Source organism: Jiella mangrovi, from assembly GCF_017815135.1.
Taxonomy (GTDB): domain Bacteria; phylum Pseudomonadota; class Alphaproteobacteria; order Rhizobiales; family Rhizobiaceae; genus Jiella; species Jiella mangrovi.
On sequence record NZ_JAGJCF010000017.1, the window covers coordinates 39113 to 50823 of the forward strand.

Annotated in this window: 13 protein-coding genes; 4 read left to right on the top strand and 9 right to left on the bottom strand. The window is 64.4% G+C overall.

The genetic code is table 11. The features are described from left to right. The first annotated feature begins 136 nt into the window (after positions 1-136). The gene (locus J6595_RS18255; protein ID WP_209596416.1) at positions 137-934 is read left to right on the top strand and encodes an SDR family NAD(P)-dependent oxidoreductase; all 798 of its coding nucleotides are present in this window, start codon (positions 137-139) and stop codon (positions 932-934) included. A 173-nt stretch (positions 935-1107) separates the two neighbouring features. On the opposite strand, the gene J6595_RS18260 is transcribed toward J6595_RS18255, so the two are convergent. Next, positions 1108-1938 (bottom strand): MipA/OmpV family protein, encoded by an 831-nt coding sequence (locus J6595_RS18260; protein ID WP_209596418.1) that lies wholly within the window; start codon positions 1936-1938, stop codon positions 1108-1110. A gap of 533 nt (positions 1939-2471) precedes the next feature. Beyond that, complete coding sequence (locus J6595_RS18265; protein WP_209596420.1) at positions 2472-3860, bottom strand: M20/M25/M40 family metallo-hydrolase; 1389 nt, start codon at positions 3858-3860, stop codon at positions 2472-2474. 196 nt (positions 3861-4056) lie between these two features. Between J6595_RS18265 and J6595_RS18270 the strand changes: the two genes are divergently transcribed. Continuing rightward, positions 4057-5100, top strand: a complete 1044-nt coding sequence (locus tag J6595_RS18270; protein WP_209596422.1) for an aldo/keto reductase — start codon at positions 4057-4059, stop codon at positions 5098-5100. Positions 5101-5307: 207 nt separating this feature from the next. Then, positions 5308-6540: an MFS transporter gene (locus tag J6595_RS18275; RefSeq protein ID WP_342453247.1), complete on the top strand. Its 1233-nt coding sequence runs from the start codon at positions 5308-5310 to the stop codon at positions 6538-6540. A 70-nt stretch (positions 6541-6610) separates the two neighbouring features. Here the strand turns inward: J6595_RS18275 and J6595_RS18280 are convergent, their stop codons facing one another. The 3 genes from J6595_RS18280 to J6595_RS18290 form a co-directional block, all read right to left on the bottom strand. After that, positions 6611-6919, bottom strand: a complete 309-nt coding sequence (locus J6595_RS18280; RefSeq protein WP_209596426.1) for a DUF1289 domain-containing protein — start codon at positions 6917-6919, stop codon at positions 6611-6613. After that, the gene (rirA, locus tag J6595_RS18285; protein WP_209596428.1) at positions 6916-7377 is read right to left on the bottom strand and encodes an iron-responsive transcriptional regulator RirA; all 462 of its coding nucleotides are present in this window, start codon (positions 7375-7377) and stop codon (positions 6916-6918) included. The genes J6595_RS18280 and rirA overlap by 4 nt, the downstream gene beginning before the upstream one ends. A 308-nt stretch (positions 7378-7685) precedes the next feature. Further along, positions 7686-7979, bottom strand: coding sequence for an HlyU family transcriptional regulator (locus J6595_RS18290; RefSeq protein WP_209596430.1), 294 nt, complete (start codon positions 7977-7979; stop codon positions 7686-7688). Between the two features lie 361 nt (positions 7980-8340). Between J6595_RS18290 and J6595_RS18295 the strand changes: the two genes are divergently transcribed. Further along, the gene (locus J6595_RS18295) at positions 8341-9411 is read left to right on the top strand and encodes a histone deacetylase family protein (RefSeq protein ID WP_209596432.1); all 1071 of its coding nucleotides are present in this window, start codon (positions 8341-8343) and stop codon (positions 9409-9411) included. A 100-nt stretch (positions 9412-9511) separates the two neighbouring features. On the opposite strand, the gene J6595_RS18300 is transcribed toward J6595_RS18295, so the two are convergent. From J6595_RS18300 to J6595_RS18315, 4 genes are all read right to left on the bottom strand, one after another. Further along, positions 9512-9847 (bottom strand): hypothetical protein, encoded by a 336-nt coding sequence (locus tag J6595_RS18300; RefSeq protein ID WP_209596434.1) that lies wholly within the window; start codon positions 9845-9847, stop codon positions 9512-9514. Positions 9848-9993: 146 nt separating this feature from the next. Further along, on the bottom strand, positions 9994-10602 hold the full coding sequence (locus J6595_RS18305; RefSeq protein ID WP_209596436.1) for a GNAT family N-acetyltransferase: 609 nt from the start codon (positions 10600-10602) through the stop codon (positions 9994-9996). A 13-nt stretch (positions 10603-10615) separates the two neighbouring features. Further along, on the bottom strand, positions 10616-11029 hold the full coding sequence (locus J6595_RS18310; protein WP_209596438.1) for a ketosteroid isomerase-related protein: 414 nt from the start codon (positions 11027-11029) through the stop codon (positions 10616-10618). Positions 11030-11133: 104 nt separating this feature from the next. Further along, positions 11134-11625, bottom strand: coding sequence for a hypothetical protein (locus tag J6595_RS18315; RefSeq protein ID WP_209596440.1), 492 nt, complete (start codon positions 11623-11625; stop codon positions 11134-11136). Positions 11626-11711 lie beyond the last annotated feature (86 nt).

Consider the following 11711-nt stretch of genomic DNA (forward strand, 5'->3'; position numbering starts at 1 on the left):
GCCATGAACCATTCAGCCCGGCGCGCTCAAGCTTGGCGAACGCTCCGTTGCGCCGGCCACCCTTCCTCTCGCGGCAATGCCCCTACTTCTTTTCCAAGAGCAAGCGACACCAGCGAACGAACAGGGGAACTGCGCCATGCATATCGATCTATCCGGCAAGACCGCCATCGTCACCGGCTCGACCGGCGGCATCGGGCTTGCCGCAGCCAAGGGCCTTGCCGATGCCGGCGCGCGCGTCGTCGTCAACGGCCGCGACGCCGACCGGGTGGAGACCGCCATCCGCGCCGTCCTCGATTCGGTGCCCCGTTCGGATGTATCGGGCGTCTCGGCAGATCTTTACTCGGGCGAAGGTTGCGGCAGGCTGATCGAGGCGGTGCCGGAAGCCGACATTCTGGTCAACAATGTCGGCATCTTCGGACCAAAACCGTTCTTCGACATCGACGACGCCACCTGGGAGAAATTCTTTCAGCTGAACGTCATGTCCGGCGTCCGCCTGTCTCGCGCCTATCTGCCCCGGATGATGGAGCGCGGTTGGGGCCGGATCGTATTCCTCTCGTCGGAATCGGCGCTGAACATCCCCGCGGACATGATCCACTACGGCTTCACGAAGACCGCGCTCCTGTCGATCTCACGCGGCCTTGCAAAGCTCGCCTCCGGCACGGGCGTGACCGTCAACGCGGTCCTGCCGGGCCCGACCATGTCGGAGGGCGTTCAGGACATGCTCAAGGAGATGGCCGAAAAGGAAGGCGTCTCGATCGAAAAAGCCGGCGAGATGTTCGTCAAATCCGAGCGGCCGAGTTCGATCCTGGGGCGGCCGGCGACGGTCGAGGAGGTCGCCAACATGATCGTCTATGCCTGCTCCAAGGAAGCTTCGGCGACCAGCGGAGGCGCGCTGCGCGTCGATGGCGGCGTGGTCGATTCGATCGTCCCGTAAGGCAGAGCCGGCTTCCTTGCGCCTATCGCGACGGCCATGATCGACCCTTGAAGCGACGGCGGGCGGCGGGCGGACCAGGCGAACGAAAAGACCGCCAGCCAGCCCGTTTTCAGGCCGCCTGACGGTCGATCATGTCTTTGCTGTCGCCTGAAAGCTGCGAAGCCCGCCCGCGCTTACCAGAGATCGAGCGAGAAACGCTTGGAAATGCCGAGGGTGAAGGAATACTGGTCCTTGCTGCCGGCCTTGACGATCGGCGAGTCGGCCGCGTCGCCGACCAGCCTGTCCCATGACGCGTCGGCGTTGAGGAACCAGTCGGGCGTGAATTCGTAGCGGGCCGAAGCCGCGACGCCGACGCTCTTGAAGCCGCCGCCCGCATCATAGGCCGCGAACTTGCCGCCGCTTGCCAGCGACTCGCCCGGGCTGACGGAGAAGTAGCTCTCCATGTAGTCCGACGAGGCGAAGCTGACCGTCGGGCCGAGCTTGAGGGTGATCGTCTCGGTCGGCCGGGCGATCAGATTGGCGCCGGCATCGCCGACGAAACCGTCCGCGCCGCCGAATGCGTAGCGCGCCGCCCCGTAGACCTCGGCATATTCCCACTCGTAGGACGCCTTGAGGCCGACCTCATAGGTGGTATCGACGTCGTTGAGCCCGGAAAGCTCCGGGTGATCGTCCGCCTTGCGCTCGCCGACGACGTTGAAGGACGGGCCGATCGAAAAGCCGCGGCCGTCCGGCCCGCCGAAGGAGCCGATGCCCGGAAGGTTCAGATATTCGACCGAAAAGATCGCGCTCGGCAGGACACGATAATCGTCGGAGCCGAGAAACTCCGGCTCCACGACACCCTCGATGCCGAGCTCGAAGACGAAGTCGTCGCCGCCATAGTCGATTGCCGCCGGCTGCACAGGCGCCGGTGCGGGATCATAGGGACCCACCACGTCGGCCGCGTTTGCCAAAGCCGTCGAAGCGAGCAGCGTGGCGACGACCGCCGAGACCAAACGCAATGCCATGAACTGATACTCCAGCCTTCTCGCATGCCTCGTTTTGGTTGCTTCGAGGCGGCGTCGAACGACGCGCCCGCCGGGCATGCTGTGCCACCACACATGCCGCGTGTATCGCCTGAGCGCAATTCACACACCGGCCAAAACCGACACCGGCCGGATCATTCGAATCCAGGCGTTGCAGGAGGGTGACAGGCGGGGGCCGGTGCCTTGGATTTCGCCGTTACGGTGCAGACAGAAGGCCAAACGCAAGAAGGGCGCGGCGATCCCCCGATTGCCGCACCCTTCCAGCTGTCCCCCGCACTCCTCTTTCGAGGTACGGTCATCCCCACACCGCAAATCGGCCTATCGCATGATCGTGACCAAAAATCGATCATTGATCGCGTCTGCGTGGCTTTTTCGGTGTCCCCTATGCCATTCAAATTGGCAGCGATCTCTTAAGAAGATGTTAATAGGCCAATGAGCTTGCCTGAGGCTGGGCGGAGCCACCCACTGCCGGTGCCGCAACACCGCCCGGAGCAGGCTTTTACTCGCCCGCCAGATCACCCCTCGCCGATGGCCGCCATAACCCGCGCCCAGGAACGCTGGCCCTTATGGAACGAGGTCATCTCGTATTTTTCGTTGGGGGAATGGATCGCGTCGTCGCCCAGGCCGAAGCCGATGAGGAGTGATTCCATCCCGAGGCGGGACTTGAACTCGCCGACGACGGGAATCGACCCGCCCATGCCGATCATCACCGCCGGCTTCGGCCATTCGTCCGAAAGTGCCTGCCGCGCCTTCTGAAGAAGGGGCGAGTCGAAGGGCAGCTGGATAGCGCCCGAGCCGCCATGGGGATGGAACTCTACCTCGCAGTCTTCCGGCAAGCGATCTTCCACGAATTTGCGGAAGGCGGCGCGGATCTTGTCGGGATCCTGGTCGAAGACCAGCCGGAACGACACCTTCGCCATCGCCTCGGCGGCGATCACGGTCTTGAAGCCCTTGCCGGTATAGCCGCCGGAAATGCCGTTCACTTCCGCCGTCGGGCGTGACCAGGTCTGTTCCAGAACCGAACGGCCCTTCTCGCCTGCCGGAATGCTGAGGCCGACATCGCCAAGGAAGGATTCTGCTGAAAAATCGAGGCCCTGCCAGCTTTTCTTCACATCGTCTGGCACCTCCGACACGTCGTCGTAGAAGCCAGGGATGGTGATCCGGCCGGTCTCGTCGCGCATCTCGGCGAGAATCTTCGACAAAACGTGGATAGGGTTTTGCGCCGCGCCGCCGTAATAGCCCGAATGAAGATCGCGACTGGCCGCCCGCAGGATCACCTCCTCGCCGACGAGACCGCGCAGGCCGGTGGAAATCGCCGGGGTCTCGCGGTCCCACATGTTCGTGTCGCAGACCAGAGCGACGTCGGCAGAGAGCTCCTCGCGATTGGCGTCGAGAAACGGGTTGAGCGAGGGCGAGCCTGATTCTTCCTCGCCCTCGAGGAAGATCGTGACGCGGCAGGGCAGACCGCCCGTCTCGGCCTTGAAGGCGCGGCAGGCTTCGATGAAGGTCATCAGCTGGCCCTTGTCGTCGGCCGAGCCTCTCGCGACGATTTTCCTGGTGCCGTCGAGTCGGCTCTCGACGACGGGTTCGAACGGGCCGGTCTTCCATTCCGAGACCGGATCGACCGGCTGGACGTCGTAATGGCCGTAAAAGAGGACGTGCGGAGCGTTTTCGGGGCCCTCGTGATGGGCGACCACCATGGGATGGCCGGGGGTCTCGCGCACGCTCGCCGTAAACCCGATGGCCGACAGGTCCCCGACCAGAAACTCCGCCGCCAGCCGGCATTGCTCCCGGTAGTCCGGGTCGGTGGAGATCGAGGGAATGCGCAGCAGAGCCGACAATCGTTCGACCGACCGGTCGAGATTGAGGTCGAGGCATCCTAGCACGCTGTCGAGATTGGCCATGACGAAATTCCTTCGCTGGGAGTTGGCACTTTGACAGCGGTGGTAACGGCTCGGCTGGTGGTTGGGCAAGACGCGCGATCGCATCTTCATCCGCGCTGCGCCGTTGCGCCCGGCGCCGATCCATCTATGTTCGCGGGAAATGTCATGCCGCACTGCGGCAGACGTCCCGCCTCAGCTTTTCTTGCAGGATCCCGCCATGAAATATCGTCCGCTCGGCCGCACCGGCCTTTCCGTCAGCGAAATCTGCCTCGGCACCATGACCTGGGGCTCGCAGAACACGGAAGCCGAAGGCCACGCCCAGATGGACCTCGCCACCGAGATGGGGGTGAATTTCTTCGACGCCGCCGAGATGTATCCGACGACGCCGATGCTGGCAGAGACGGTCGGCCGTACCGAGGAGATCATCGGCACGTGGTTCGCCGCCAACGGACGGCGCGACGACGTGGTTCTCGCCACCAAGATCACCGGCGCAGGCAACGAAAAGGTCCGCGGCGGCGAGCCTATCACCGCCTCCTCCATCCGCCGGGCTCTCGACGAAAGTCTGAAGCGGCTTCAGACCGACTATGTCGACCTTTACCAGCTGCACTGGCCGAACCGCGGTTCCTATCATTTCCGCCAGAGCTGGAGCTACGATCCGAGCGGTCAGCAGCCCGATGCCGTGAAGGCAAACATCGAGGAGGTGCTCGACGAACTCGGCGAGCAGGTGAAGGCGGGCAAGATCCGCCATGTCGGCCTATCCAACGAGACCGCCTGGGGCGTCATGCAGTATGCCGGCATTGCCGAGCGCGACGGCTCGCCGCGCATCGCCTCGATCCAGAACGAATATTCGCTGATGCACCGCATCTTCGACCTCGATCTCGCTGAAACTTCCGTCAATGAACAGGTCGGCCTGCTGGCCTACTCGCCGCTTGCCGCCGGTCTCCTGACCGGCAAATACACCGCCGGCGCCATCCCGCCGGGCACGCGCGGCGCGATCAACAAGGGCCTCGGTGGCCGGCATACGGACTACGCGACGCGCGTGGCCGACGAATATTGCGAGGTCGCCCGGCGCCATGGTCTCGATCCGGCCCAGATGGCCATTGCCTTCTGCCTGACGCGGCCGTTCATGATCTCCGTCATCATCGGCGGAACGAGCCTCGAACATATCAAGACCGATGTCGCGGCAGCCGATCTCAACCTGTCAGACGAAGTGATGGCCGACATTGCCGCCGTCTATCGGCGCCATCCGCTTCCCCTTTGAGCCCTGTGCCTGTAAAGCGCGGTGACGGGCGGGGTTTCGAGCCCCGCCGCCCCGTTTCGACTCATGAGAGAGGCGAAGCCGGCCCTCCCCACTGACGCGCGCGCGCTCGCTTTCGGCGGAGCGTGGCCGCTTTCCCGCCGAGCCCAGGTTCCCTTCGTGACCGACGAGCCGACTTCCCTGCCATCTGCGACCACCCCCGCGCCGGAGGTGCCGAAGGCGCCCCATGGCGAGGATCGCTTCGCGGCCTTCCGCAACCGGCGCTTCCTGCTCTACTGGCTGGCGCGCTTCGCCTCGACCTTTGCGACGCAGATCGTCATCGTCTCGGTCGGCTGGCAGATCTACGATCTCACCCGAGACCCCTGGGACCTCGGCCTTGTCGGCCTTTGCCAGTTCGCGCCGGCATTCTTTCTGGTGCTCGTCACCGGCTCGGCGGCGGATCGCTATTCACGCCGGCTGATCATGGCAGCGGCCGTTGCCGCCGAAGGCCTCGGCGCTGTCACGCTCCTCGTTCTGACCTATCACGGCATCACCTCGCCTGCCCCGATCTTCGCGATCCTGATCGTCTTCGGCATCGCACGCGCGTTCTTCGGGCCGGCATCGCAGTCTCTCGTCGTCAATCTCGTCTCCCGCCAGGAACTCGCCAACGCCATTGCGTGGAACTCGTCGTCCTGGCAGATCGCGGCGATCGTCGGCCCGGTCGCGGGCGGTCTCATCTACGGCGTCTCGTCGATGGCCGCTTACGGCCTCGGTGCCGCCCTGTTCTTTGCCGGGGCCGCACTGGTGATCGCGATCAAGGCCCCGGCGCGCCGGCATTCGAACGAGCCGGCGAGCCTCGAGACGATCGTGGCCGGCTTTCGGTTCATCTGGAGCGAAAAGGTCGTTCTCGGGGCGATCTCGCTCGATCTCTTCGCCGTGCTTCTCGGCGGCGCCGTCGCCTTGATGCCGGTCTATGCCCGCGACGTCCTCGACGCCGGCCCGCTGGCGCTCGGGCTGCTGCGCGCCGCGCCGGGCATGGGCGCGATCCCGATGGCGATCTATCTCGCGGCCCACCCGATCAAGAATCACGCCGGTGCGATCATGTTCACCTTCGTCGGCCTGTTCGGGGCCTTCACGATGGTCTTCGGCATATCGACGACGATCTGGGTGTCGGTGCCGGCGCTGATCCTCATGGGTGCGTCCGACATGATCAGCGTCTATGTCCGCGAAACACTGATGCAGCTGTGGACACCGGACGACGTGCGCGGCCGGGTCAATGCCGTGAACATGGTCTTCATCGGAGCATCCAACGAACTCGGCGAGTTCCGGGCTGGCGGCATGGCGGCCCTGATCGGCGCCGTGCCGGCGGTCGTCGTCGGCGGCAGCGCGACGGTCGGCGTCGCGGCCATATGGGCCTGGATGTTCCCGGAGCTGCGCAAGGTGCAGCGCCTGGCGCGGGACTGAGCCGCTCCGCAGGCCCGGCCGGCGCAGACGCGGGCATAGCAGCCTCCCTCTGGAAGACGCGCGTTTGGCGCTATTCCTCGGCCACCTCGACGGGGCATGGCACGCCCTCGCGGCGGCATTTGTGCTGGTAGGTATAGGCCCAGAAAGCCGGGTTTCGTCCGCTTTCCTCGATCCGCGCGATCAGCCCCTCGATGAACTCGCGCTTGGCCTCGGCGCCGCCGTGATGGGGGAAGCTGTCCTTCTCGGCCTTCGTCATCGAACAGCCGATGCAGCGCCCCTTGCGCTTGTATTTGCAAACGTCGATGCAGGGCGAAGGAGCGCTTTCCCAGACGGCGTCATCGACGGCCCGGGCTTCTTGCGAATGTGTGGCCGAGGTCATGAAAGCGCGGACTGCTCGGCATGAAGAGGAATGCCGAGCGTCTCGGACATGAACGGCCGGTTTTCGACGAGATCGGCGATCGAGAACTGATCGAGCGTCGACAGAAACGCTTCCAGCGCCTGACGCAGGGCGACGTTGAGCTCGCAGTGAAAGACCAGCGGGCAATCGGTGGCGCCATTGTCGAAGCATTCCGCCATGGCGAAGCTCTCCTCCATCAGCACCACGACCTCGCGCAGCGTGATCGTCGCCGCCGGGCGGCCGAGCCGGATGCCGCCATTGCGCCCGCGTACGGTCTCGACGAGCCCGCAGCCGACGAGCGGTTGGAGAATCTTGAACATGAAGGGCTCTGGCGCGGCGTAGGACTTCGCGACGTCGCCGAGCTTGCTCAGGCGGCCTGGATTGGTCGCGAGATACATGAGAATGCGGATAGCGTAGTTGGTCTGACGCGTTAGACGCATATGGAAATTGCCCTCGTCATGAAGCGGCAACGCCGCTCATTCTCATGCCTTCTCAATTAAGGCTTTTTAGAGCAATTAAAAGGTGGAACGCAAATCCATCCTCTCCGCCGGGCACATTCCAGGGTTTTCAGGATTAAAAGCGGTCGATCGGGGTCGTGGCGGCTGTCAGCACCCAGCATGTCCGCGGGAATCGTTTCGGCATCGAATCAGGCATCCGCGCGGACGCCACCGTGCGGAGGGGAAAACCTCGCTCGCGCCGCACCGATCGGAAGAGCCGGCTGCATTCCGCAGATAGCCCGAAGCCCCGCTCAATCCCGAAAGATCGCCTCGCCCTGTTCGTCGATGACCTGCTGGGCCTTCTTCAGCGCGAACTGGGTCGCATCCTCCTTCGAGGAGAACATGTCGGCGCGAATCATCTGATGGGATTTCATGGTGCCTCCGACCTCCTTCTCGATCAGGGCTGCGAGGCGAAACTGCCCACCCTCCTGCATCGGCGTCGCCTTGATCGTGAAGCCGGCGTGGTCGAGGGTTTCCGTCACCTTCGGCGCTGGGATTTCGGCAGCCTCGCGCGATCCGCCGAAAAGTTTTTTCAAAAACGACATTCCATCTCCTCGTCTTTCGAACACCGACCGCTCCGGCACCACCGGCGGGAAACCATCGTCTCCCCGCGACCGGGCTTTCTGCTTCTGGCTTTCAGGCCTTTCAGGCCTTTCAGGCCATGTCCTGCCATGGGTGCGGCTCGGCGGCAATGCGACGATAAGCGAGCCTTCATCCGCGCAGACGGCCGGTTGCAACCGGGACATTCCGATGCTCCGGCAGAAGTTTCCGCGCGCGAGCGCTTTCCTGCTGCGGCGACAGGAGGCGCCGTTGCAGCGCCGCTGTCGCAGGCGCTATCGTTGCGCCCGATGAGCGTTTCGGGCCGTGTTTCCCCGGACGCGATGTGACAGGGCAGAAGGCGGGCCGATGCGTGTGTTTTTCTCGAAGACGCAGATGGACCATCGGCCGACGCAGTACGGCGTCCATGGCAAGCTCGTCGCGCCGCTGGAAAATCCCGGTCGCGCGCAAACGCTCGTCGACAGCCTGGGCAAGCTCGGATTGACGGCCGAAGATCCGCCGGCGGCGGACAGGGCGGCGATTGAACGGGTCCATACCGGCCCCTATCTCGATTTTCTCCAGACCGGCTATGCGCGGTTTCAGGCGCTGCCGAATGCCGGGCCGGAGGTCCTGCCCAACGTCCATCCCTATTTTGCAGCCGCCCGGCCGTACGGCCCCTCGCCGCTCGCGAACGGTGCGCGGCCGGGACCTAGGACGACGGGCATCCTCGGTCAGGCAGGCTGGTATATCGGAGACCTCTCCTGCGCGATGACGGAGGGCACGGCAAATGCCGCCTTTGCCTCCGCAGCGAGCGCCATCGGCGCGGCTCGCGCGGTGCTCGGCGGCGACGATCAGGCTTTCGCGCTCTGCCGCCCGCCCGGTCACCACGCCTATGCCGACAGAGCCTCGGGGTTCTGCTTCCTCAACAATGCCGCCATCGCGGCCGAATTTCTTCGCGAAAGCCACGACAAGGTCGCCATTCTCGACTTCGACACCCATCACGGCGACGGAACCCAGACGATCTTCTACGCGCGCGACGACGTCTTCTTCGGCTCCGTCCACACCGACCCGTCGGCCTATTATCCGCATTTTCTCGGCTATGCCGACGAATGCGGCACCGGGCCGGGCGAAGGCTGCAACCTCAATCTGCCGCTTGCCTTCGGCTCCGGCGACGCCGCATTTCTGGAGGCGGTCGAGACCTTGGTTTATCGCGCCATGCGTTTTGGTGCAGACGCATTCGTCGTTTCCGCCGGCTGGGACGCCCATCGCGACGACCCCCTGTCGAAGCTCGCCGTGAGCGGCGAGACCTATCCGCGCATCGGCGAGATCCTCGGCAAGCTGCGGCGGCCGACGGTCATCGTCCAGGAAGGCGGTTATTCGCTCGAGGCCGTCTCGCAGACGGCGCCGGCCTTCGTCGAGGCGTTTCTCGCAACCCGGTAATCCGGCCCGCCGCCCCGGCTGGGTGAATGGGGCGGCGGCTCACGTCCAGAGTAACCCGGAGTTCTGTCCATGCCTATCGTGGCGTTTGGCCGGGTCCGCCTCAGCGATACGCGATCACCGGGCAGCCGGGAACGCGGGCAAAGCGGACGACAGCGCGATGATGACGCTTGCGGCCGGCGACGACGATGGCGCGGCGGCTGACACCGCGAATGCGGGCGTGGCGGATGCCGAAATGGCGGGCCTTGTTCAGCGCGCGGCGCGGCGAGCAGCCATAGTTCGGCCGGTAATGGCCGCGGTGCCGAACGAGTTCGATACCGCCGTTGCCGATCGAAATGGTGGCTCCGAAATCGCGCGCCGAGGCGCTGGTGGGAGCGGCGGCACCGGCTGCACCGAGGGCGGCAACGACGCAGAGGGTCTTGGCAAGTTTCTGGAACATGGGGGGCTTCTCCTTGGGCTTCGCTGTCTCGGCGGTTGTCGTTTGCCGATGACAGGGACGATGCCAAAGCGCCGCTGAACCCTTTCGGAAGCCCGCATTCATATCGCATTCAGACACTGCCCGAACGGAAGGCTGTCTCGCTCACCTCATGTCAGCCGTCGCATCCAGAACTGCATCGGCTTTTCGCTCTCCTCCATGTCGCCAATGTCGCGCCACGCCATGGTCGAGACGAGACCATCGACCTTTTCATAGCCTCGCTTCGTCCAGAACCCGTCGAGCGGCACGTAGTCGCCTGGACGCTGGGGTTGGTCCGTCGGCCGCACGACGCCGCAGAACGCGGCGATCTCATAGCCCTGAGCCCGTCCAGCCGCCTCCCTCGCATCGAAGAAGCGGTGGCCGGCGCCGCGGCCGCGATACTCTGGCAGAAGGACCGACTCGCCGAGGTAGAACACCGCGTCCGGAGGGATACCAGCCTTGCGGAAATCTTCCGCAAGCTGCGGCTGGTGGTCGCCGAGGGGCGCGGCCGTCGCCGCGCCGACGATTTCACCTCGCATGTTCGCCGCGACGACGACCATCGCACCCGGCGACTTGGCATAGGTTTCGAGATAGCGCCTCTCGTAGGCCTCATCCCCTTCGTAGAGATAGGGGAAAGCCCGAAAGACGGTGATGCGCAGCCGAGCCAGATCGTCGAGAACATCGGCTATTTCCCGCGCAGACAGAACCTTGAAGGATAGCTCTTCGGTCTTCGCCGTCATCTCGACCCCGTCATCACGCCTTCGAAACCGCCGCGATCCAGGCGTTGAGATTGTAATAGGTGGTGACGCGGGTGATCCTGCCATCCTCCAGCGAGAAGAACTGTCCGGCCGGGATCGAATAGGCCTGGTTGCTCGCGGGGGGCAGTCCTTCTGCCGTCTCGCGATAGCGTCCACGCACGGTGAACTCGGCCCCTACCCTCGTTCCGTCCTCGGAGGCGAAAACGACGATGTCGGCCAGCGTCTCGTCGTAGTGCCGATGCATCGTCGCCATGAAGTTGCGAAAGCTCGATCGACCGATCTCCCGCCCACCTTCATTGATGTCGTGGGCGACATCCTCGTCGAGTAGATCGAGCATGGAGTCGACGTCGCCGGCGTTGAAGGCTTCGAGGTAGCGGCTGATCAGGGCTTCGGCTTCGGTGCGTGTCATGTCAGGTCCCTTGAATGGCTGGACCTAATCTGACTTCGCCTGAGCCGCCGTCAACCGCTCTCCATGCCCCGACGCCGGCGGCCCCGATCAACCGAAGCCGGCGATCAGCTCGTCACACCGAAGACCTCCGCGCAACGCGAAAGGCTGAAGCCTTCGCCATCGGTGTCGCGGCTGGTTCTGATATTCGTGATGATGCCGTTGGAGTTGGCGGTGATCTGCGCCTCGCAGCCCAGTTGCTCCGAACGCGCCGGGGTCATCATCACTTGGCCGGGAGGCGCCGAATCCATCGACATGTTGCCGCCGCCGATATTGATGATCGTGCTCGGCGAGCGCCGCTTCTCGGCGAGCTCTTTTTCCTGCTTCGTCATCGACCGGTATTGGGCGGGAACGTTGCGCACGGTTTCGCCGCCGCGCCATGTGTAGACGGTCCCGCCATTGTTCAGCGGAAATTCGCTCACTGGCGGGCCGTATTGCGAGAAGAAGGCATCGCTCGACTGACCGACCCAGCGCCCCTGCATCGCCTGATTGGCCTCTTCCGTCGTCGTGCAGCCGGCAAGCGCGACCAGGACGACCCCCATTGCTACCATCCGCTTCATTGATGTTCCCCCTGCCGTAACGTTATCAATGGAGGTTCGAAGCCACGCAAGATGGGGGATGTCTAGGAGACGCTGTGGCAAGCGAC

Coding starts and splice junctions, on each gene's coding strand:
- J6595_RS18260 (WP_209596418.1), bottom strand. CDS start 1,938: ATGGCATTGCGTTTGGTCTCGGCGGTCGTCGCCACGCTGCTCGCTTCG.
- J6595_RS18300 (WP_209596434.1), bottom strand. CDS start 9,847: ATGTTCCAGAAACTTGCCAAGACCCTCTGCGTCGTTGCCGCCCTCGGT.
- J6595_RS18310 (WP_209596438.1), bottom strand. CDS start 11,029: ATGACACGCACCGAAGCCGAAGCCCTGATCAGCCGCTACCTCGAAGCC.
- J6595_RS18315 (WP_209596440.1), bottom strand. CDS start 11,625: ATGAAGCGGATGGTAGCAATGGGGGTCGTCCTGGTCGCGCTTGCCGGC.
- J6595_RS18305 (WP_209596436.1), bottom strand. CDS start 10,602: ATGACGGCGAAGACCGAAGAGCTATCCTTCAAGGTTCTGTCTGCGCGG.
- J6595_RS18255 (WP_209596416.1), top strand. CDS start 137: ATGCATATCGATCTATCCGGCAAGACCGCCATCGTCACCGGCTCGACC.
- J6595_RS18270 (WP_209596422.1), top strand. CDS start 4,057: ATGAAATATCGTCCGCTCGGCCGCACCGGCCTTTCCGTCAGCGAAATC.
- J6595_RS18280 (WP_209596426.1), bottom strand. CDS start 6,919: ATGACCTCGGCCACACATTCGCAAGAAGCCCGGGCCGTCGATGACGCC.
- J6595_RS18295 (WP_209596432.1), top strand. CDS start 8,341: ATGCGTGTGTTTTTCTCGAAGACGCAGATGGACCATCGGCCGACGCAG.
- J6595_RS18290 (WP_209596430.1), bottom strand. CDS start 7,979: ATGTCGTTTTTGAAAAAACTTTTCGGCGGATCGCGCGAGGCTGCCGAA.
- rirA (WP_209596428.1), bottom strand. CDS start 7,377: ATGCGTCTAACGCGTCAGACCAACTACGCTATCCGCATTCTCATGTAT.
- J6595_RS18265 (WP_209596420.1), bottom strand. CDS start 3,860: ATGGCCAATCTCGACAGCGTGCTAGGATGCCTCGACCTCAATCTCGAC.